This is a genomic window from Variovorax sp. KBS0712 (assembly GCF_006323185.2).
Classification (GTDB): domain Bacteria; phylum Pseudomonadota; class Gammaproteobacteria; order Burkholderiales; family Burkholderiaceae_C; genus Variovorax; species Variovorax boronicumulans.
This window is the reverse complement of record NZ_VCCD02000002.1, coordinates 1,615,523-1,636,336: the sequence shown is the minus strand read 5'-3', so window position 1 is coordinate 1,636,336 and position 20,814 is coordinate 1,615,523. Positions and strand designations below refer to the sequence as shown.

The following is a 20,814-nucleotide window of genomic DNA, read 5'->3' as shown; positions in this document are numbered from 1 at the left end:
CCCATGCCTGCCATCCTCCAACGCCGGCCCTGGTTGCTGGTTGCTGCCATTGCGGCGACGCTCGCCCTCGGTGCCTGCAGCGGTTTCAGCGAACGCACGCGTGGCGCGCTGTCTGCCGTCACCCCCTACAAAGTCGAAGTGGTGCAGGGCAATTTCGTGTCGAAGGAACAGGTCGCGGCACTCAAGCCCGGCATGTCGCGCCAGCAGGTGCGCGAGATCCTCGGCACCTCGCTGCTGAACGACGTCTTCCACGCCAACCGCTGGGACTACGTCTTCACGATCCGCCGCCAGGGCGTCGATCCGCAGGAGCGCCGCCTGACCGTGTTCTTCAACGGTGAACTCATGGACCGCTTCGAGGGCGATGAAATGCCCAGCGAAGAAGAATTCGTCGCCACGCTCGACACCCGCCGCAAGAGCGGCAAGGTGCCGCAGCTCGAGGCCACCGAAGAAGAGCTCAAGAAATTCGCGCCCAAGGCCGACAAGAAAGCCGACACCACCGGCACCCCGGCAGCCCCCATGCCCGCGCTGCCGGCCGCCTACCCCCCGCTCGAAGCCGCGCGCTGAGCGTGCGCGGCAGGGCTCCGGCGGCGGCCACCCCTCCTGCGGGCGGTGCCCGCCGGACCGGTGGGGCGGCTTTCGTCGGTGTCCATGGCTCCCGTAGGGACTTTTCAACGACCGAATCCCCGTGACTGAACCGACCACCACCCCCACCTCCGTTTCCGATTCTTCCTCCGCTCCCGCGCTGCGCCGGGTGGCGATCGCCGGCGCCTCGGGCCGCATGGGCCACATGCTCATCGAAGCCGTGCGCAACGCGCCCGACTGCCGTCTGGCCGGCGCGCTCGACATCGCCGGCAGCGCCGCCCTCGGCGCCGATGCCGCGGCCTTCCTGGGCTTCACCAGCGGCGTGCCCATCGTGGCCGACCTGCGCACCGGCCTGCAGGACGCCCAGGTGATGATCGACTTCACCCGCCCCGAAGGCACGATGGCGCACCTGGCCGTGTGCCGCGAGCTGGGCGTGCAGGCCGTGATCGGCACCACCGGCTTCAGCGACGCGCAGAAGGCCGAGATCGCCGAGATCGCGAAAGACATCGCCATCATGATGGCGCCCAACATGAGCGTGGGCGTCAACGTCACGCTCAAGCTGCTCGACATGGCCGCCCGCGCCATGGCCACCGGCTACGACATCGAGATCGTCGAGGCCCACCACCGCTTCAAGGTCGACGCGCCCTCGGGCACCGCGCTCAAGATGGGCGAGGTGATCGCCGACGCGCTGGGCCGCGACCTCAAGGACTGCGCCGTGTACGGCCGCGAAGGCATCACGGGCGAGCGCGACCCGTCGACCATCGGCTTCGCCACCATCCGCGGCGGCGACATCGTGGGCGACCACACCGTGCTGTTCGCGGGCATCGGCGAGCGCATCGAAATCTCCCACAAGTCGTCCAGCCGCGTGACCTACGCGCAAGGCGCGCTGCGTGCGGTGCGCTTCCTGAGCGGCCAGCGCAACGGCCTGTACGACATGTTCGACGTGCTGGGTCTGCGTTAAGCATCGCGGCCAACAAAGGACGACGCGAATGAGCGTGCTCGAACTGCTGACCCACGGTGACGGCGTCAGCCGTTCGGTGGCCGCGCTGCTGCTCGCGATGTCGATCGCCAGCTGGGTCGTGATCCTCTGGAAAGCCTGGCTGTTGCGCGGCGGCACGCGCGACGTGCTGCGCAGCATCGCGGCGTTCTGGCAGTCGGCCACCCTGGTCGAGGCCGAGCAGAAGCTCCAGGCCTTCGACCGCGCCGAACTCGTGCGCCCCGCTGTGGCCGCGCTGCGCCAGGCCGCCACCGAAGCGCCCGGCGGCACGCTGGGCGCCACGGTCGACCGCAACCAGCGCCTCACGCGCGTGCTGCGCGGTGCATTGCACGGCGCGCTGCGGCGCCTGCAGGCCGGGCAGATCCTGCTGGCCACCGTCGGCGCCACCGCGCCCTTCGTCGGCCTGCTCGGCACCGTCTGGGGCATCTACGGTGCCCTGGCGGGCATCGCGGGCCAGACCGGCGGTTTCACCATCGACAAGGTGGCCGGGCCGGTCGGCGAGGCGCTCGTCATGACGGCCTTCGGCCTCGCCGTCGCCATTCCGGCCGTGCTGGCCTACAACGTGTTCGGCCGTGTGGTGGGCCGGGTCGAAGCCGAGCTCGAAGGCTTTGCGCACGACCTGCTCGGCAGCTTCGGCGAAGCGCCGGCACCCGCTGCACCGCCGCCCGCGCGGCCGATGCCCGTCTAAGGCGCAGCGCACACCATGGCCTTCGGACGCACCTCACTGGGCAGCAGCGCCGCAGGCGGCGGGCGGGCCATGGGTGCGGGCGGGCAGCGTCCGCTGTCCGACATCAACGTCACGCCGCTGGTCGACGTGATGCTGGTGCTGTTGGTGATCTTCATCATCACCGCGCCGCTGATGGCGAGCTCGATCAAGCTCGACCTGCCGCAGACCGACGCGGGCCAGCCCAACGACACGCCGAAGTTCGTGAGCCTGTCGGTCGATGCGTCGGGCAAGGTCTTCCTGAACGACAAGCCCGTGACCGACGAGGAGCTGACCGCGCAGCTCGAAAAGGCCGCCGCCGACAGCAAGGACACCGAGGTGCAATTGCGCGCCGACCAGACCGTGCCCTACGGCAAGGTGGTGGCGCTCATGGGCATTGCGAACAAGGCCGGGTTGAGCCGCATCGGCTTTGTCACCGAGGCCGAGGCGGCCCCCGCCAAACCGCGCTGAGCTTGCGGGCCTGGCCCACTCGCCTCAGCTGAGCACGACCGGCTTCGTGTGCCAGATCTCATGCGCGTATTCGGCGATCGTCCGGTCCGACGAGAACGCGCCCATTCCCGCCACGTTGAGGATCGCCATGCGCGTCCAGGCCTCTGCATCGCGGTACAGCGCATCGACCTCGGCCTGCTTCGCGACATAGCTCGCGTAGTCGGCCAGCAGCAGGTAGTGGTCGCCCCAGTTCACGAGCGCGTCGTAGATGCCCTGGTAGCGCGCCGGCTCGCCCGGCGAGAACGCACCGTCTCGAATGGCATCGAGCACGCGCTTGAGTTCGGCGTTCTCCTCGTAGATCTCGCGCGGCTGGTAGCCGCGCGCGCGGATGTCGGCCACCTCGGGCGTGGTGTGGCCGAAGATGAAGATGTTCTCGGGGCCGACGTTCTCGCGCATCTCGACATTGGCGCCGTCGAGCGTGCCGATGGTGAGCGCGCCGTTGAGCGCGAACTTCATGTTGCCGGTGCCTGACGCTTCCGTGCCCGCGGTGGAAATCTGCTCCGACAGGTCGGCCGCCGGCATGATGATCTCGGCCAGGCTCACGCTGTAGTTCGGCAGGAACACCACCTTCAGCAGCTTGCCCACGCGCGCGTCGGCATTCACGGTGGCCGCCACGTCGTTGATGAGCCGGATCACCTGCTTGGCCATCGCATAGGCCGAAGCCGCCTTGCCCGCGAACACGACCACGCGCGGCACGATGTCGAGCGGCGTGCCGCTGGCCTGCGCATCGAGGATGCAGTGATAGCGCGCGATCACGTGCAGCACGTTGAGCAGCTGCCGCTTGTACTCGTGGATGCGCTTGACCTGCACGTCGAACATCGCGTCGGTGTCCAGGTCGAGCTTCAGGTGCTCGCCGACCCAGTTGGCCAGCCGCAGCTTGTTCTCGCGCTTGGCATGGCGAAAGGCGCGCACGAAGGCGGGCTGCGCGACCATCGGGCGCAATGCTTCGAGCTGCGACAGGTCGCGCCGCCAGCCCTTGCCGATGCGCTGGTCGAGCAGCGCGGCCAGCGGCGGGTTGGCCTGCGCGAGCCAGCGGCGCGGCGTGACGCCGTTGGTCTTGTTGTTGAAGCGCTCAGGAAAGATCTTCGCGAAGTCGGCAAAGATCGACTGCTTCATCAGCTCCGAGTGCAGCCCCGACACGCCGTTCACCGAATGGCTCGCGAGCACCGCCACGTAGGCCATGCGCACGCGGCGCTCACCGGTCTCGTCGATCAGCGAGAGGCGGCGCACCAGCTCGACGTCCTGACCGTGCGTCTGCGTCACGGCGGCCAGGAACTTCGCGTTGATGTCGTACAGGATCTGCAGGTGGCGCGGCAGGATGCGGCCCAGCATCTCGACCGGCCAGGTTTCCAATGCCTCGTGCATCAGCGTGTGGTTGGTGTAGCTGAACACCTTCTGCGTGTGGCCCCAGGCCACGTCCCACGCCAGGCCGTGCTCGTCGAGCAGCAGGCGCATGAGCTCGGGCACGGCCAGCACCGGGTGCGTGTCGTTCAGGTGGATGCTGACTTTTTCCGACAGCTGGTCGAAGCTCGTGTGGTTGCGCAGGTAGCGCCGCAGCAAATCCTGCACGCTGGCGCTGCAGAAGAAGTACTCCTGGTGCAGCCGCAGCTCGCGGCCCGAGGGCGTGGAGTCGTCGGGGTAGAGCACGCGCGAGACGTTCTCGGAGTGGTTCTTGCTCTCCACCGCCGCCATGTAGTTGCCGCGGTTGAAGGCCGACAGGTCGATCTCCTCGGTGGCGCGCGCCGACCACAGCCGCAAGGTGTTGGTGGCCTGCGTGCCGTAGCCGGGAATGATGGTGTCGTAGGCCACGGCGAGCACGTCGTGCGTGTCGACCCAGTCGGCCGCGCCGTAGGGCGCGTTCTTGCCTTCGCGCTTTTGCACATGGCCGCCGAAGCGCACGCGGTAGTTCACCTCGGGCCGCTGGAACTCCCACGGGTTGCCGCGCGTGAGCCAGTAGTCGGGCGTTTCGACCTGCTGGCCGTCGACGATGCGCTGGCGGAACATGCCGTACTCGTAGCGGATGCCGTAGCCCATGCCGGGCACGCCGAGCGTGGCCATCGAATCGAGAAAGCAGGCCGCGAGCCGCCCCAGGCCACCGTTGCCGAGCGCTGCATCGGGCTCGCGCTCGGCCAGCGCCGCCATGTCGACGCCGAAGTCGGCCAGCGCCTCGCGCACGGTGCCGTACAGGTCGACGGCGAGCAGCGCGTTGGTGAAGGTGCGCCCGATGAGGAACTCCATCGAGAGGTAATACACGCGCTTGAGGTCCTGCGCGTAGTTGGCGCGCGTGGTCGTCATCCAGCGCTCGACGAGCTGGTCGCGCACGGCCAGCGCGGTGGCGTGCAGCCAGTCATCCTGGCTGGCGGCCACGGGGTCCTTGCCGACGGCGTAGATCAGCTTGTTGGCCACCGCGCGCTTGAAGGCGGCAACGTCGCGGTCGGGGTGGTCGTAGGCGAAGTCCTTGATCGTCATGGAGGCGTTCCCGGAGTGGGTGGTGGGGTGTGGGGCGGGGGCTTCAGGCCAACGCCCGTTGGTACACATCGATGTACTGCGCGGCCGCCGTGCCCCAGTCGGCCGGGCGCCGCATGGCGTTGCCGCGCACGCGGCGCCAGTCGGGGGCGCGCTCGTACAGCGCGAAGGCGCGGCGCAGGGCGCGGTCGTAGTCGGCGTCCTCGAAGCGGTCGAACACGAAGCCGGTGGCGGCGCCGCTGGCCATGTCTTCCAGCGTGCAATCGACGACGGTGTCGGCCAGCCCGCCGACGCGGCGCACCAGCGGCAGGCTGCCGTACTTCAGGCCGTACATCTGCGTGAGGCCGCAGGGCTCGAACAGCGAAGGCACGATCGTCACGTCGCCCGCGCCGAAGAGCTGGTGCGCCAGCGTCTCGTCGTAGCCGATGGTGACGCTCACCGAGGCGGGCGCCGCCGCCGCGCGCTGGCGGAAGGCTTCTTCGAGCCAGCCTTCGCCGCTGCCCAGCAGCGCCAGCTGGCCGCCCTGCGCCAGCAGCGTGTCGAGGCCGCCGAGCACGAGGTGCAGGCCCTTCTGTTCGGTGAGCCGGCTTACCACGATGAACAGCGGCGCGTCGGGGCGCTCGGCCAGCCCCAGCTGGCGCTGCAGCACCGACTTGCAGCGCGCCTTGCCGGCCATGTGGCGGCCCTCGGGCGCCTGGTAGCCCTGCACCAGCGCGGCGTCGGTGGCCGGGTTCCAGACCTGGTCGTCCACCGCGTTGAGGATGCCGCTGAGCACGCCGGCGCGCTGGCGCAGCAGGCCATCGAGGCCGCAGCCCTGCTCGGGGGTCTGGATCTCGAGCGCGTAGGTGGGGCTCACGGTGGTGAGTTGGTCGGCAAAGTACAGGCCGCCCTTCATGAAGGAGATCTGGCCGTGGTATTCCAGCCCGTTCATGTGGAAGGCCGGCGCCGGCAGCCCGAGCTCGGCGAAGTGCCAGGGCGCGAACACGCCCTGGTAGGCCAGGTTGTGCACCGTGAACACGCTGCCCGTGCGCGGGCCGCCCGCGCGCCGCGCGAAGGCCAGGTAGGCGGGCGCGAGCGCCGCGTGCCAGTCGTGCGCGTGCACGATGTCGGGCCGCCAGCCGGGGTCGAGCCCCTGCGCGAGCTGCGCCGCCGCCCACCCCAGCAGCGCGAAGCGCCGGTGGTTGTCGCTGTAAGGCTGGCGCGTCGTGTCTTCGTACGGATTGCCGGGTCGGTCGTAGAGCGCGGGCGCGTCGATCACGTAGGTGGGAATCGGCGGCGCGCCGGCGATGGCGACGTGCCCGGCGCGCAGGCCGAAGCGCTCGCCCCAGGGCGCGGTGAACTCGGCCACCGGCACCAGGTCGCGCACGCCGGCCACGATGGCGGGAAAGCCCGGCAGCAGCGCGCGCGCCTCCTGCCCCGCGGCCATGAGCGCCAGGGGCAGGGCGCCGGCGATGTCCGCCAGGCCGCCGGTCTTCAGGAGGGGAAACAGCTCGGCGCTGACCTGGAGGATGCGCATGGTGGTGCGGTCGATCAGGCGGCGGCTGCGGGCGCGGGGTCCGGCGCGAGTCGCTTGAGCATTTCGCGCGTGACCAGCACCACGCCCGTTTCCGTGCGCTCGAAGCGCGCGGCATCAGCCTCGGCGTCTTCGCCGATGACCGTGTCGTCGGGGATCACGCAGCCGCGGTCGATCACCACGCGGTTCAGCCGGCAGCCGCGGCCCACTTCCACATCGGGCAGCAGCACAACTTCGTTGATCTCGCAGAAGGAGTGGATGCGCACGCCCGAGAACAGCACCGCGCTGCTGATCTTCGAGCCCGAGACGATGCAGCCGCCCGAGACGATGGTGTTGACCGTCATGCCGTGCTTGCCCTCGCGGTCGAGCACGAACTTGGCCGGCGGCAGCTGTCGCTGGTAGGTCCAGATGGGCCAGTCCGTGTCATAGATGTCGAGCTCCGGGGTGATCGAGGCCAGGTCGAGGTTGGCTGCCCAGAATGCATCAATCGTGCCCACGTCGCGCCAGTAGGCCTTGGCGTCGGGCCCGCGCGAGGCGCGCGTGACGCACGACATGCTGAACGGGTGCGCCAGCGCGCGGCCCTCGGCCACGGCGCGCGGAATGATGTCCTTGCCGAAGTCGTGGCTCGAGTCGGGGTTGGCGTTGTCTTCCTCGAGCAGCCGGTACAGGTAGGCCGAGTCGAAGATGTAGATGCCCATGCTGGCCAGCGCCAGGTCGGGGTGGCCGGGCATGGCGGGCGGGTCGGCGGGCTTTTCGAGGAAGCTGGTGATCTGGCGGCCGTCGTCCACCGCCATCACGCCGAAGGCCGTGGCCTCGTGGCGCGGCACCTCGATGCAGCCGACCGTGCAGCCCAGGCCGCGCTCGGCGTGGTCCTTGAGCATGATGGAGTAGTCCATCTTGTAGATGTGGTCGCCGGCCAGCACCACCACGTAGTCGTGCGGCGTGGAGCGGGTGCTGATGATGTCCAGGTTCTGGTACACCGCGTCGGCCGTGCCGCGGTACCAGTGCTCGTCGCCCATGCGCTGCTGCGCGGGCAGCACGTCGACCATCTCGTTGAGCTCGGCGCGCAGGAAGCTCCAGCCGCGCTGCAGGTGACGCATGAGCGAGTGCGACTTGTACTGCGTGACCACCGCCATGCGCCGGATGCCGGAGTTCAGGCAGTTGGACAGCGCGAAGTCGATGATGCGGAACTTGCCGCCGAAGTACACGGCCGGCTTGGCGCGCCGGTCGGTGAGCTGCTTGAGGCGGGAGCCCCGGCCGCCGGCCAGCACCAGCGCGATGGTGCGGCGGACCAGTTGATGGGCCTGCAGGGGCGCCTGCGGGGCCTGGGTACCCTGGGTGTTGAGCGTGTCCATCTGTGTCTCCGTTCGTTCGCTTGTTGAGTTCGTCGTCAGAGTGTCCGCACCGAGTCTGGCACTGCGCCGTGGGCTTGGCTCCTACGTTCTTGCAAGCCAGAGGCTCGAAACCGGCACCTCGACCGCGCGGCCCAGCAGGCGGGGCGCGGTGCGCAGGTCGTCGGGGTCTTCGGCATCGGTAGCCAGGCAGCAGCGCCAGTCGCCCTGCGGCAACGTGAAGGCGACGGGGCTCGGGCCCGCATTCACCAGCACCAGCCAGGCGCCTTCGGCATCCCCGAACAGGATCGCAAGGGCCGTGCCCGCATGCCAGTCGGCCGGCGCCATCGGCTGGCCGTCGGGGCGCAGCCAGCGCAGGCCCGGGGGGGCGTCGGTCGGCGGTTCGGCCGGCCACCAGTGCGCGCTGCGCAGCGCCGGCGCTTCGCGCCGCAGCGCGGTGAGCCGTGCGACGAAGGCCGTCAGGCGCGCGCGCTCGCTGGCCGGGTCGGACAGCCCGATCCAGCCGAGCCAGGTGGTCTCGTTGTCCTGGCAGTAGGCGTTGTTGTTGCCGCCCTGGCTGTGGCCGAGTTCGTCGCCGGCCAGCAGCATCGGTGTGCCCTGCGACAGCAGCAGCGTGGCGAGCAGCGTGCGTTGCAGGCGTGCGCGCATCGCGCGCACGGCGGGGTCGTCGCTCGGGCCTTCGACGCCGCAGTTGGAGCTCAGGTTGTGGGCATGGCCGTCGCGGTTGTCTTCGCCGTTGGCGAGGTTGTGGCGCTGTTCGTAGCTCACGAGGTCGCGCAGCGTGAAGCCGTCGTGCGCGGTGATGAAGTTGACGCTCGCGGTCGGCGCGCGGCCGTCGTGCGCGAAGCTCGCGCTGGAGGCCGTGAAGCGGTGCGCGAAGTCGCCCAGCCCGGTGGCGCCCTCGCGCCCCTGGCGCAGCCAGAAGCCGCGTTGCGTGTCGCGGAAGCGGTCGTTCCATTCGAGCCAGCCGGGCGGGAACTCGCCGAGCCGGTAGCCGCCGGGGCCGAGGTCCCAGGGCTCGGCGATGCGCAGCGTGCGCGACAGCACCGGGTCTTGCGCCATCGCCGCGAAGAAGGGCGCGCGCGCATCGAAACCGCGCTGCGCGTCGCGGCCGAGCACCGGGGCGAGGTCGAAGCGGAAGCCATCGACGCCCATCTCGCAGGCCCAGAAGCGCAGGCTGTCCATCACGAGCTGCAGCACGCGCGGCTCGCCGAGGTTCAGGCAATTGCCCGTGCCGGCCCAGTTCTCGTACAGGGCGCGGTCGTCGGGGCGCAGGTGGTAGTACAGGGCGTTGTCGATGCCGCGCAGCGAGAGCGTGGGGCCGAGTTCGTCGCTTTCGGCGCTGTGGTTGTAGACCACGTCGATCACCAGCTCCATGCCGCGCGCGTGCACCGCATCGGCCATGGCGCGGAACTCGCTGGCGGGCGTGGTGCCGGGGCGGCCGCTCCAGAAGCGCGCCTCGGGGGCGAACCAGCCGATGGTGTTGTAGCCCCAGTGGTTGGTCAGGCCCTTGGCGAGCAGGCGCTGTTCGTCGGCGCGGTGCTGCACGGGCATGAGGCTGAGGGTGGTGATGCCCAGGCGTTGCAGGTGGTCGAGGAGGGCGGGTTCGGCCAGGCCTGCGTAGGTGCCTCTTAGCGGTTCGGGAACGCCTGGGTGCTGGTGGGTGAGGCTGCGGATGTGCAGCTCGTACAGGACGCGGTCTGTGGGAGGAATGTGGGCGCGGCCTGTTGTTTTGGGTGCGTTGCTGGGTGCTGTGACGCGGGCCTTGAGGGCGATCGAGCCGTTGTCTCTGTTGTCGCGTTGGGTCGGGTCTGTGGGGGCGTGGCCCAGGAAGAGGTCGCTGCCGTTGTAGTGGCCGAGGATTTCTCGGGCGTAAGGGTCTAGGAGGAGCTTGGCGGGGTTGAAGCGCTTGCCCTCATGGGGTGCCCACGGGCCGTGGACTCGGTAGCCGTAGATCAGGCCGGCTCTTGCGTTGGGAAGCAGGCCGTGCCAGATGCCGTCGGTGCATTCTGGGAGTGGAAGGCGCTGTTGTTCGTTCTGGCCTGTGCTGTCGAAGAGGCAGAGTTCTACCTTGCTTGCTGAGGGCGCTGCGATGGCGAAGTTGATGCCTTGCTGTGATGGGGTTGCGCCTAAGGGGAGGGGGGTGCCTGGGCTCAGCATGTTGCTTGTGCTCCTGGGCGTTTGCTTCCCGAGGCCGGGACTCGCCCCGGCAGGCGACCTACTTTTCTTTGCTTCGCCAAAGAAAAGTAGGCAAAAGAAAGGCGACCCCACTGTCTGCGACCCTCCGCTTCGCTGCGGGCAACCTGCGGTGCTCGCGTTTCGCGGGGTCTCGCAGAACTCGCTTCGCTCAAACAGCTGCGAGCCCTGATCCGCGAAACGCTGCGCTCCTCGGCGCAGCCAGAGGGGCTTTGATACCGAGCGGGCCGTCGCTTCGCTCGGCCCGGGAGTCTCCAACAGCCAAATCCCGTGCTCGTGTTGGTGCTCGTGCACGTAGGCACGTCTGCACTCGCGCGCGCGCCTCCGTTCAAGTTCCAACCAACGTCGCGACCAGTCCCAGCCGCAGCAGGCGCGCAGCGCCTGCTGCGGCCCACTGGCCGAGCGAAGCGATGGCCCGCTGGTATCCAAATCCCTTCTGTATGCGCCGAGGAGCGCAGCGTTTCGCGGATCAGGGCTCGCCCTTGTTTGAGCGAAGCGAGTTTGGGCGAGACCCCGCGAAACGCGAGCACCGCAGGTTGCCCGTAGCGAAGCGGAGGGACGCAGGCAGCAGGGTCGCCTTTCTTTTGCCTACGTTTCTTTGGCGAAGCAAAGAAAAGTAGGTCGGCCGCCGGGCCGAGACCCGGCCTCGGAACACAAGCCAGCACGGAGCGGTTCAAGCCAGCACCCACATCAAAGTACCAAGCGGCGGCACGCTGACAACAATCGAATCCGCTTTCCCATGCCAAGGCACAGAAGCACTCTCGACCACGCCGTTCCCAACCCCGCTCCCCCCATACACAGCCCCATCGGTATTGATGATTTCCCGATAGGCACCAGCATAAGGCACCCCCAACCGATAGCCAAGCCGAGGCACAGGCGTGAAGTTGCAAACCACCACAACCCCCCCCCCATCCCGAGCCCGCCGAACAAACGCAAACACCGACTGCGCCACATCGTCATGCACCAACCACTCGAACCCGGACCCTTCATGGTCCAGCTCATGCAAAGCAGGAAAGTGCCGATACACATTGTTCAGATCGCGCACCAACCGCCGCACCCCTTGATGCCCCGCATGCTCGAGCAAGTGCCAGTCCAACCCCCGATCCGCATTCCACTCCGCGTACTGCGCAAACTCCCCCCCCATGAACAGCAGCTTCTTCCCCGGATAAGCCCACAGGTACCCATAAAGGTTGCGCAACCCCGCGAACTTCTGCCACTCGTCTCCAGGCATGCGCCCGATCATCGACCCCTTGCCGTGCACCACTTCGTCATGCGACAGCGGCAACACGAAGTTCTCGCTGTGCGCGTACATCAGGCCAAAAGTGATCTGTTGGTGATGGTGCTTGCGGTAGACCGGATCGGTCCCGGCATACGCCAGCGTGTCGTTCATCCACCCCATGTTCCACTTGTAGTGAAACCCCAGCCCGCCGTCTTCCGGCGGTCGCGTCACCCCCGGAAAGCTCGTCGACTCTTCCGCAATGGTCACAGCCCCCGGACGCTCCACGCCCACCACGCGGTTCATGCGGCGAAGGAAGTCGATGGCCTCCAGGTTCTCGCGCCCGCCCTGCGCATTCGGCAACCACTCGCCGGCCTTGCGGCTGTAGTCGCGGTACAGCATCGACGCCACCGCATCCACGCGCAGGCCGTCCACGCCATAGCGCTCCAGCCAGTACAGCGCGTTGCCGACGAGGTAGTTGCGCACCTCCGTGCGGGCGTAGTTGAAGATCAGCGTCTGCCAGTCGTTGTGGAAACCCTCGCGCGGATCGGCGTACTCGTACAGCGCGGTGCCGTCGAAGTTGCCCAAACCATGCGCGTCGGTCGGAAAGTGCGCGGGCACCCAGTCGAGGATCACGCCCAGCCCCGCGGCATGCGCGGCTTCGACGAAATGGCGGAAGTCGCCGGGCGTGCCGAAGCGCGAGGTCGGGGCATACAGGCCGATGGGCTGGTAGCCCCACGAGCCGTCGAAGGGGTGCTCGGTGATGGGCAGCAGCTCGATGTGCGTGAAGCCCATGTCGCGCACATAGGGCACGAGCGTGTCGGCCAGCTCGCGGTAGTCCAGCCATTCCTGCCCATGGTGCTTGCGGCGCCACGAGCCCAGGTGCACTTCATAAATGCTGATCGGCGCCTGGTGCGCGTTGGCCTCGGCGCGCCCGGCGGGCATCGGCACGGGCGCGGGCAGCGGCGCCACGACGCAGGCGGTGCCGGGGCGCAGCTGCGACGAGAAGGCGAAGGGGTCGGCCTTACGCAGCACCTCGCCGCGCGACGACAGGATCTCGAACTCGTAGCTGTCGCCGGTCGCCACGTGCGGCGCGAAGATCTCCCACACGCCGCACTCGCGGCGCAGCCGCATCATGTGGCGCCGGCCGTCCCAGTTGTTGAAGTTGCCGACCACCGACACGCGCCGCGCATTCGGCGCCCACACGGCAAAGGCCACGCCCTTCACGCCATCGATCTCGCGCAGGTGCGCGCCCAGCCGCTCCCACGGCCGCAAGTGCGTGCCCTCGGCCAGCAGCCACACGTCGGTCTCGCCGAGCACGAACGGAAAACGGTAGGGGTCTTCGAGTCGCGAGGCGTGCCCGTTCTCCCAGTCGACCTGGAACGAGTAGCCCATGCGCGCCTCGGCCGCGGGCACGAGGCCGCTGAACAGGTCGGAGCCCTCGTGCCGCGCAAGGATCGACAGCGGCCAGCCCGTGCGCGAATGCACCACGGCCACCTGCCGTGCGCCGGGCATCAGCGCGCGCACCTCGAGGCCGTCGGCGGTCTCGTGGGGGCCGAGCACGGCGAACGGATCGCCGTGCTCGGCGCGCATCAGCGCCTGGATGTCGGCCGGGAGGAGAAAAGGAGAAGGGGGCATGGGGTTCAGCGTCCTCCTGCTTCGGCCGGCGTGCCGAAGTACACGCCATAAGGCGCCAATGTCAGCAGGGGCTTTGGAGCGGCGGTGACCGTTGCGGTCGGTGCGAGCGGGTGGCCCGTCAGCGGCACCAGCGGCTCGGGCAAGGGAATCGAGACCGGTTCGATGCCTGTATTGAAGATCGCATGCAGCACCGCGTCCCCGTCGCTTCGCACGATGTGCAGCAGCGGCGCGGGCGCATCGACGAACGCCAGCGCGCCCGTGCGCAGCAGCGGCTGGGTGCGGCGCCAGTGCAGCAGCGCGCGGCTGAAGGCGAGCATCGAGCCGGGGTCGGCTTCCTGCTGGTTGACGGCCAGCGGCAGGTGGGCGCCGTCCATCGGCAGCCAGGGCGTGCCGGTGCTGAAGCCGGCGTTGGGCGCCTGGGCGGTCCAGGGCATCGGCGTGCGGCAGCCGTCGCGGCCCTTGAACTCGGGCCAGAAGGCGCGGCCGTAGGGGTCTTGCAGCAGTTCGAAGGGCACGTCGGCCTCGGGCAGGCCCAGCTCTTCGCCCTGGTAGAGGCTGGCGCTGCCGCGCAGCGCGAGCAGCAGCGCGAGCCAGAGCCGGTCGCGGCGCGGGTCGGGCGCCTGGCCGTCGCTCCAGCGCGTGGCGACGCGCGGCACGTCGTGGTTCGACACTGCCCAGCAGCCCCAGCCGTTCGTCACGGCCAGTGCGGTGTCGAGCGATTCGACCTGGTGGCGCAGGTGCTTCGGGCTGTGGTCGGCCGTGAGCAGGCTGAAGCTGTAGGCCAGGTGCAGGCGCTTGCCGAGTTCGGTGTACTGGGCCATGACGGGCGGTGCGTTCTCGTCGCCGACCTCGCCCAGCGCGACCGCGCCGTAGCCGTCGAGCAGCCGGCGCAGGCGCTCGAGGAACACGAGGTTCTCGGGCTGGCTCTTGTCGTACAGGTGGACCTGCATCGCATACGGGTTGTCGGCGCGCACGGTGCTGACCTCGCCCATCGACTCGACCGTGGCGGGCGGGTTGTCGCGCAGCAGCGCGTCGTGGAACTGGTGGTTGCAGGCGTCGAAGCGAAAGCCGTCCACGCCGCGCTCGCACCAGAAGCGCACCTCGCCGAGCAGCGCGTCCTGCACGGCGGGGCAATGGAAGTTGAGATCGGGCTGCTCGGCGAGAAAGCTGTGCAGGTAGTACTGCCGCCGGCGCGAGTCCCACTGCCAGGCCGGGCCGCCGAAGACCGAGAGCCAGTTGGTGGGCGGCGTGCCGTCGGGCTGGGGGTCGGCCCAGACGTACCAGTCGGCCTTCGGGTTGTCGCGCGAGCTGCGGCTTTCGGCGAACCAGGCGTGCTGGTCGGAGGTGTGCGAGAGCACCTGGTCGATGATGAGCTTCAGGCCCAGCGCATGCATGCGTGCGCGCATGGCGTCGAAGTCGGCCAGCGTGCCGAACAGCGGATCGACCGCGCGGTAGTCGGCCACGTCGTAGCCGAAGTCTTTCATGGGGGAGCGGAAGAAGGGCGAGACCCAGACCGCGTCGACGCCCAGGCGGGCGACGTGGTCGAGCTTCGACGTGATGCCGGGCAGGTCGCCGACGCCGTCGCCGTTGCTGTCCATGAAGCTGCGCGGGTAGATCTGGTAGATCACCGCGCCCCGCCACCATTCGCCGTTGCTGCCGCTCATGCCTGCCCCTGTGGTCGAAATTCATTGTGGCATGCGAAATCCGGGCCAGCGGTACGCTGTGGCAGGCGGGCGCCGCGCGGAAGTGGGTAAATTCAGCAGGGCGGGGCGCTGCCGCCCCGACCCCCGACCGATGACCACCGACGACACCGCTTTCTCCCCCTCCGCCCCACCCATCGGCCTTGCCGCGCTCGAACGCCGGCTCGCCCAGGACCTCGACTACCTCGGCTGGCCCGCCCGCGCCTGGGTGCCGCCGCGCCAGGTCGACGGCGAACCCGTGCTCGACGTGGCCATCATCGGCGGCGGCCAGGCCGGGCTGGCCGCGGCGGGCGCGCTGGCGCAGCAGGGCATCCGCGCCGTGGTCTTCGACCGCGCGCCGGCCGGGCGCGAAGGCCCCTGGGCCACCACGGCGCGCATGGAAACCCTGCGCTCGCCCAAGGAGCTCACGGGCCCCGCGCTGGGGCTGCCCTCGCTGACTTTCCGCGCCTGGTTCGAGGCCCAGTTCGGCACCGAGGCCTGGGCCGCGATGGACAAGATCCCGCGCCTGCAGTGGATGGACTACCTGGTCTGGTACCGCCGCGTGATGGGCGTGGACGTGCGCAACGACACCGCTGTGACGGGCCTGCAACCGTTGCCCGACGCCAGCGCCGTGCGCCTGGACCTGCGCACGCCCGAGGGCGAGCGCCGCGTGCTGGCGCGCCGCGTCGTGCTGGCCACCGGCCGCGACGGCCTGGGCGGCCCGGCCGTGCCCGCCTTTGTCGATGGCCTGCCACGCGCCAAGTGGGCGCACTCCTCCGACGAGATGGACTACGGCCGCCTCAAGGGCCTGCGCGTGGGCGTGGTCGGCGCGGGCTCCTCGGCCATGGACAGCGCCGCCACCGCGCTCGAGGCCGGCGCGCGCAGCGTCGAGCTGCTGATCCGCCGGCCCGACCTGCCGCGCGTCAACAAGGGCAAGGGCGCCGGCGTGCCGGGGCTCACGCAGGGGCACTACGACCTGCCCGACGAACTGAAGTGGCGCATCCGCCACTACATCAACGTGCTGAACGTGCCGCCGCCGCACGGCAGCACGCTGCGGGTGTCGCGGCACGCCAACGCCTTCTTCAACTTCGACTGCCCCATCCTCGCCGTGGCGCCGCAGGGCGAGGCGCTGCGCGTGGCCACGCCCAAGGGTGATTTCGAATTCGACTTTTTGATCGTGTCGACCGGTTTCCAGGTCGACTGGGCCGCCCGCCCCGAATTCGCAGGCATTGCCGCGCACATTCGTATCTGGAAAGACCGTTTCACGCCCGCGCCCGGCGACGAAGACCGCGAACTGGCCGATTCGCCCGACCTCGGGCCGGCCTTCGAATTCCAGGAAAGCGCGCCGGGTGCCTGCCCGGGGCTGGATCGCATCCACTGCTTCTGCTACCCGGCGGCGCTGTCGCACGGCACGGTGTCGGGCGACATTCCGGCCATCAGCGACGGCGCGCGGCGCCTGGCGGCGGGGCTTGCCAGCCTGTTCTACCGGGAAGACGCGGCCCACCACTGGGCGAATCTGGAGGCCTACAGCGAGCCGGAACTGTTCGGCGACGAGTGGACGCCCGCCCCGCCGCCGCAGGAAAGGGCCTGATTCCGGCATGGGGCCCGGGGGACGATCACGCACGGCGCGATAATCCGCCTTCCCGGCCGCCGTCGAGCCGGGCCCTGCCGAGATGTCATGAACCCCAGCTACAAACCCAGCGACGTCGAGTCCGCTGCCCAGGCGCAATGGCGCGCCGCCGATGTCTACCGTGTCACCGAGGACGCGAGCCGCAAGAAGTACTACGCCTGCTCGATGCTGCCGTACCCGAGCGGCAAGCTGCACATGGGCCACGTGCGCAACTACACGATCAACGACATGCTCACGCGCTACCTGCGCATGAGCGGCTACAACGTGCTGATGCCCATGGGCTGGGACGCCTTCGGCCTGCCGGCCGAGAACGCGGCGCTGAAGAACGGCGTGCCGCCGGCCAAGTGGACCTACGAGAACATCGCCTACATGAAGGGCCAGCTCCAGGCCATGGGCCTGGCGATCGACTGGAGCCGCGAGATCGCCACCTGCGACCCGAGCTACTACAAGTGGAACCAGTGGCTGTTCCTGAAGATGCTCGAAAAGGGCATCGCCTACCGCAAGACCCAGGTCGTGAACTGGGACCCGGTCGACCAGACCGTGCTGGCCAACGAGCAGGTGATCGATGGCAAGGGCTGGCGCACCGGCGCCACGGTCGAGCGTCGCGAGATCCCCGGCTACTACCTGAAGATCAGCGACTACGCCGAAGAACTGCTCGAGCACACCCAGCACAAGCTGCCGGGCTGGCCCGAGCGCGTGAAGCTGATGCAGGAAAACTGGATCGGCAAGAGCGAAGGCCTGCGTTTCGCGTTCACGCATGACATCCGGGACGCGGGCGGCAAGCTGATCCAGGACGGTCGCATGTACGTGTTCACCACGCGTGCCGACACCATCATGGGCGTCACTTTCTGCGCCGTCGCGCCCGAGCATCCGCTGGCCGCGCACGCCGCCACGCTCGATCCGAAGGTCGCGGCCTTCATCGAAGAGTGCAAGGGTGGCGGCACGACCGAAGCCGAGCTGGCCACGCAGGAGAAGAAGGGCGTGCCCACGGGCCTGACCGTGAAGCACCCGATCACCGAGGAGCAGGTGCCGGTCTGGGTGGGCAATTACGTGCTCATCGGCTACGGCGACGGCGCCGTGATGGGCGTGCCCGCGCACGACGAGCGCGACTTCGCCTTCGCCAACAAGTACGGCATCGAGATCATCCAGGTCGTGCTGGTCGACGACGAGCCGCACTTCGACTATCACAAGTGGCAGGACTGGTACGGCGACAAGCAGCGCGGCGTGACCATCAACTCGGACAACTTCAGCGGCATGACCTACAAGGAGGCCGTGGCCGCCGTGGCGCATGCGCTGGGCCAGAAGGACCTGGGCGAGCTGCAGACCACCTGGCGCCTGCGCGACTGGGGCGTGAGCCGCCAGCGCTACTGGGGCACGCCGATCCCGATCATCCATTGCGAAGAACACGGCGCGGTGCCGGTCCCCGAGAAGGACCTGCCCGTGGTGCTGCCGACCGACTGCGTGCCCGACGGCTCGGGCAACCCGCTGGCCAAGCACGAAGGCTTCCACGCCGGCGTGGTGTGCCCGGTGTGCGGCAAGGCTGCGCGGCGCGAGACCGACACGATGGACACCTTCGTCGATTCGTCGTGGTACTTCATGCGCTACTGCGACCCGACCAACGACAAGGCCATGGTCGCCGAGGGCGCCGACTACTGGATGCCGATGGACCAGTACATCGGCGGCATCGAGCACGCGATTCTTCACCTGCTGTACGCGCGCTTCTGGACCAAGGTCATGCGCGACCTCGGCCTCGTGAAGGCCGACGAGCCCTTCGCCAAGCTGCTCACGCAGGGCATGGTGCTCAACCACATCTTCTACAAGCGCAACGAGAAGGGCGGCAAGGACTACTTCCCGCCGCTCGAAGTCACGGCGGTGCTCGACGCGCAGGGCCGCATCACCGGCGGCACGCTGGCCGATGGCACCAAGGTCGAGTACGGCGGCGTGGGCAAGATGGGCAAGAGCGAACGCAACGGCGTCGACCCGCAGGACCTGATCGAGAAGTACGGCGCCGACACCGCGCGCCTGTACACCATGTTCACCGCGCCGCCCGAAGCCACGCTCGAGTGGAACGACGCGGCCGTCGAAGGCAGCTACCGCTTCCTGCGCCGCGTGTGGAACTACGGCGTGGCCCAGGCCGACGTGGCGCCCGTGGCGCTCGCCGGCCAGAGCTTCGGCAAGCCCGCCCAGGCCCTGCGCCGCGAGGTCCACACCGTGCTGCGCCAGATCGACTACGACTACCAGCGCATGCAATACAACACGGTGGTGTCGGGCGCGATGAAGCTGCTCAATGCGCTCGAGGGCTTCAAGCCCGACGGCAGCGCGGGCGACGCGGCCGCCGCGCGCGAGGGCTTCGGCATCCTGCTGCGCTGCCTCTACCCGGCCACGCCGCACATCGCGCACCAGCTGTGGCAACAGCTCGGCTACGACAAGGCATCGGGCGACCTGCTCGACGCCCCCTGGCCCGTGGTCGACGTGGCCGCGCTGGCGCAGGACGAGGTCGAGCTCATGCTGCAGGTCAACGGCAAGCTGCGCGGCAAGCTGCTGGTGCCCGCCGGTGCCTCGAAGGACGAGATCGAGCGGCTGGCGCTCGCCTGCGACGACTTCGTCAACTTCGCCGAAGGCGCGCCGGCCAAGCGCGTGATCGTGGTGCCCGGGCGCCTGGTCAACGTGGTCATCTGAACCCGACACTGCAGAACGACGGAAACGACAGACGCATGAACATTCGCAATGCCTCGCAGCCGCGCCGCGGCTTTCTCCTGGGTCTCGGCGTGGCAGGCGCTTCGCTGGCCCTGTCCGGCTGCGGCTTCGCGCTGCGCAAGGCGCCGAACTTCGCGTTCAAGACGCTGTCGCTCGAAGGCAATACGGCGCTCATCAACCAGCTGCGGCGCGAGCTGCGCGCGGCCGGCAACGTGACGCTGGTGCCCAAGGAAGAAGCCAGCACCGCCGACGCCGTGCTGGTCGTGCTGGGCGAGGACCGCGACCGCTTCGTGATCTCGACCAACTCCGCCGGCCTGCTGCGCGAGCTGCAGCTGCGCCTGCGCGTGCGCTTCAGCCTGCGCACGCCGGGCGGCAAGGAATTGCTGCCCGCGTCCGAGGTCTCGCAGACGCGCGACCTGAGCTTCAACGAAACCAACGCGCTGGCCAAGGAAGGCGAGGCCGACCTGCTGTTCCGCGACATGCAGGCCGACATCGCGCAGCAGCTGATGCGCCGGCTGGCGGCGGTGCAGTCCCTGTAAGCGTCGCTTCCGTTCTTTTTTCAATGCAACTTGCCAGTGCCCAGCTCGGCGCCCACCTGCAAAAGGGCCTGAAGCCGCTTTACACGATCCACGGCGACGAGCCGCTGCTCGCGCAGGAGGCGGCCGACGCCATCCGCGCCGCCGCGCGCGCCCAGGGCCACACCGAGCGCAGCTCGTACACCGTGGCCGGCGCGCACTTCGACTGGAGCGCGGTGCTCGCGGCTGGGGGCTCGCTCTCGCTGTTCGCCGACAAGCAGATCGTCGAGATCCGCATTCCTTCGGGCAAGCCCGGCAAGGACGGCAGCGTCGCGTTGCAGCAGCTGGCCGAGGGCGCGCCCGGCAACGACAGCACGCTCACGCTGGTGATGCTGCCGCGCCTGGACAAGGCCACGCGCACCGGCGCGTGGTTCTCGGCGCTGGAGAACAACGGCGTGAGCATCCAGGTCGACCCGATCGAGCGCGCCGCGCTGCCGCAATGGATCGCGCAGCGCCTGGGGCTGCAGAACCAGCGCGTGATGCCCGGCGACGAAGGCCAGCGCACGCTGCAGTTCTTTGCCGACCGCGTCGAAGGCAACCTGCTCGCCGCGCACCAGGAAATCCAGAAGCTCGCGCTGCTGCACCCGGCGGGCGAGCTGAGCTGGGAGCAGGTCGAGGGCGCCGTCAACAACGTGGCGCGCTACGACGTGTTCAAGCTCTCCGAGGCCGTGCTGGCCGGCAACCCGCAGCGCGTGGCGCGCATGCTCGACGGCCTGCAGGCCGAGGGCGAGGCCGAGGTGCTGGTGCACTACACGATCGCCGAGGACATCCGCGCCCTCAAGCGCGTGAAGGACGCCATGGCCGCCGGCCGTCCGCTGCCGATGGCGCTGCGTGAGAACCGCATCTGGGGCCCGCGCGAGCGCGCCTTCGAGCGCGTGCTGCCGCGCCTGGACGACCGCATGCTGACCCGACTGTTGCGCGCGGCCCACCTGGTCGACGGCATCTGCAAGGGCCTGAAGCAGCCCGACTGGCCCGCCAGCGGCTGGCAGGCGCTGCAGCGGCTGGCGCTGATGCTGTGCCGTGCCTGCAGCACGGCCGCGGCGCCGCGCCGGGCCTGACG

14 protein-coding genes are annotated in these 20,814 nt (G+C 69.2%); 8 read left to right on the top strand and 6 right to left on the bottom strand.

Annotated elements, in window-relative coordinates; translation table 11 throughout:
* Nucleotides 1–3 precede the first annotated feature (3 nt).
* The 4 genes from FFI97_RS24585 to FFI97_RS24570 all read left to right on the top strand — a co-directional run bounded on the left by FFI97_RS24585 (nucleotide 4) and on the right by FFI97_RS24570 (nucleotide 2,753).
* Nucleotides 4–564 (top strand): outer membrane protein assembly factor BamE, encoded by a 561-nt coding sequence (locus FFI97_RS24585; protein ID WP_062481043.1) that lies wholly within the window; start codon nucleotides 4–6, stop codon nucleotides 562–564.
* 178 nt (nucleotides 565–742) lie between these two features.
* On the top strand, nucleotides 743–1,543 hold the full coding sequence (gene dapB, locus FFI97_RS24580) for a 4-hydroxy-tetrahydrodipicolinate reductase (protein WP_139702236.1): 801 nt from the start codon (nucleotides 743–745) through the stop codon (nucleotides 1,541–1,543).
* A 28-nt stretch (nucleotides 1,544–1,571) separates the two neighbouring features.
* Complete coding sequence (locus FFI97_RS24575) at nucleotides 1,572–2,267, top strand: MotA/TolQ/ExbB proton channel family protein (RefSeq protein WP_095743304.1); 696 nt, start codon at nucleotides 1,572–1,574, stop codon at nucleotides 2,265–2,267.
* 15 nt (nucleotides 2,268–2,282) lie between these two features.
* Complete coding sequence (locus FFI97_RS24570) at nucleotides 2,283–2,753, top strand: ExbD/TolR family protein (RefSeq protein WP_099794719.1); 471 nt, start codon at nucleotides 2,283–2,285, stop codon at nucleotides 2,751–2,753.
* Nucleotides 2,754–2,777: 24 nt separating this feature from the next.
* Here the strand turns inward: FFI97_RS24570 and FFI97_RS24565 are convergent, their stop codons facing one another.
* The 6 genes from FFI97_RS24565 to FFI97_RS24535 all read right to left on the bottom strand — a co-directional run bounded on the left by FFI97_RS24565 (nucleotide 2,778) and on the right by FFI97_RS24535 (nucleotide 14,837).
* Nucleotides 2,778–5,261 carry a glycogen/starch/alpha-glucan phosphorylase gene (locus FFI97_RS24565; protein WP_139702219.1) on the bottom strand — a complete coding sequence of 828 codons (2,484 nt, stop codon included), beginning with the start codon at nucleotides 5,259–5,261 and terminating at the stop codon, nucleotides 2,778–2,780.
* Between the two features lie 43 nt (nucleotides 5,262–5,304).
* Nucleotides 5,305–6,774: a glycogen synthase GlgA gene (gene glgA / locus FFI97_RS24560; protein ID WP_139702218.1), complete on the bottom strand. Its 1,470-nt coding sequence runs from the start codon at nucleotides 6,772–6,774 to the stop codon at nucleotides 5,305–5,307.
* Between the two features lie 14 nt (nucleotides 6,775–6,788).
* Nucleotides 6,789–8,126, bottom strand: coding sequence for a glucose-1-phosphate adenylyltransferase (glgC, locus tag FFI97_RS24555; RefSeq protein WP_139702217.1), 1,338 nt, complete (start codon nucleotides 8,124–8,126; stop codon nucleotides 6,789–6,791).
* 81 nt (nucleotides 8,127–8,207) lie between these two features.
* Nucleotides 8,208–10,283, bottom strand: coding sequence for a glycogen debranching protein GlgX (gene glgX / locus FFI97_RS24550; RefSeq protein ID WP_139702235.1), 2,076 nt, complete (start codon nucleotides 10,281–10,283; stop codon nucleotides 8,208–8,210).
* A 709-nt stretch (nucleotides 10,284–10,992) separates the two neighbouring features.
* Complete coding sequence (gene glgB / locus FFI97_RS24540) at nucleotides 10,993–13,173, bottom strand: 1,4-alpha-glucan branching protein GlgB (protein ID WP_139702216.1); 2,181 nt, start codon at nucleotides 13,171–13,173, stop codon at nucleotides 10,993–10,995.
* A 5-nt stretch (nucleotides 13,174–13,178) separates the two neighbouring features.
* On the bottom strand, nucleotides 13,179–14,837 hold the full coding sequence (locus FFI97_RS24535; RefSeq protein WP_139702215.1) for an alpha-amylase family glycosyl hydrolase: 1,659 nt from the start codon (nucleotides 14,835–14,837) through the stop codon (nucleotides 13,179–13,181).
* A gap of 130 nt (nucleotides 14,838–14,967) precedes the next feature.
* Between FFI97_RS24535 and FFI97_RS24530 the strand changes: the two genes are divergently transcribed.
* The 4 genes from FFI97_RS24530 to holA all read left to right on the top strand — a co-directional run bounded on the left by FFI97_RS24530 (nucleotide 14,968) and on the right by holA (nucleotide 20,812).
* Nucleotides 14,968–16,443, top strand: a complete 1,476-nt coding sequence (locus FFI97_RS24530) for a flavin-containing monooxygenase (RefSeq protein WP_139702214.1) — start codon at nucleotides 14,968–14,970, stop codon at nucleotides 16,441–16,443.
* An 87-nt stretch (nucleotides 16,444–16,530) separates the two neighbouring features.
* The gene (gene leuS / locus FFI97_RS24525; protein WP_139702213.1) at nucleotides 16,531–19,161 is read left to right on the top strand and encodes a leucine--tRNA ligase; all 2,631 of its coding nucleotides are present in this window, start codon (nucleotides 16,531–16,533) and stop codon (nucleotides 19,159–19,161) included.
* 35 nt (nucleotides 19,162–19,196) lie between these two features.
* The gene (gene lptE, locus FFI97_RS24520; protein ID WP_062477729.1) at nucleotides 19,197–19,718 is read left to right on the top strand and encodes an LPS assembly lipoprotein LptE; all 522 of its coding nucleotides are present in this window, start codon (nucleotides 19,197–19,199) and stop codon (nucleotides 19,716–19,718) included.
* A 23-nt stretch (nucleotides 19,719–19,741) separates the two neighbouring features.
* Nucleotides 19,742–20,812, top strand: a complete 1,071-nt coding sequence (gene holA / locus FFI97_RS24515) for a DNA polymerase III subunit delta (protein ID WP_062477727.1) — start codon at nucleotides 19,742–19,744, stop codon at nucleotides 20,810–20,812.
* Nucleotides 20,813–20,814 lie beyond the last annotated feature (2 nt).

Coding starts and splice junctions, on each gene's coding strand:
- glgA (WP_139702218.1), bottom strand. CDS start 6,774: ATGCGCATCCTCCAGGTCAGCGCCGAGCTGTTTCCCCTCCTGAAGACC.
- holA (WP_062477727.1), top strand. CDS start 19,742: ATGCAACTTGCCAGTGCCCAGCTCGGCGCCCACCTGCAAAAGGGCCTG.
- FFI97_RS24575 (WP_095743304.1), top strand. CDS start 1,572: ATGAGCGTGCTCGAACTGCTGACCCACGGTGACGGCGTCAGCCGTTCG.
- FFI97_RS24570 (WP_099794719.1), top strand. CDS start 2,283: ATGGCCTTCGGACGCACCTCACTGGGCAGCAGCGCCGCAGGCGGCGGG.
- glgB (WP_139702216.1), bottom strand. CDS start 13,173: ATGCCCCCTTCTCCTTTTCTCCTCCCGGCCGACATCCAGGCGCTGATG.
- leuS (WP_139702213.1), top strand. CDS start 16,531: ATGAACCCCAGCTACAAACCCAGCGACGTCGAGTCCGCTGCCCAGGCG.
- FFI97_RS24565 (WP_139702219.1), bottom strand. CDS start 5,261: ATGACGATCAAGGACTTCGCCTACGACCACCCCGACCGCGACGTTGCC.
- glgC (WP_139702217.1), bottom strand. CDS start 8,126: ATGGACACGCTCAACACCCAGGGTACCCAGGCCCCGCAGGCGCCCCTG.
- glgX (WP_139702235.1), bottom strand. CDS start 10,283: ATGCTGAGCCCAGGCACCCCCCTCCCCTTAGGCGCAACCCCATCACAG.
- lptE (WP_062477729.1), top strand. CDS start 19,197: ATGAACATTCGCAATGCCTCGCAGCCGCGCCGCGGCTTTCTCCTGGGT.
- FFI97_RS24530 (WP_139702214.1), top strand. CDS start 14,968: ATGACCACCGACGACACCGCTTTCTCCCCCTCCGCCCCACCCATCGGC.
- FFI97_RS24585 (WP_062481043.1), top strand. CDS start 4: ATGCCTGCCATCCTCCAACGCCGGCCCTGGTTGCTGGTTGCTGCCATT.
- FFI97_RS24535 (WP_139702215.1), bottom strand. CDS start 14,837: ATGAGCGGCAGCAACGGCGAATGGTGGCGGGGCGCGGTGATCTACCAG.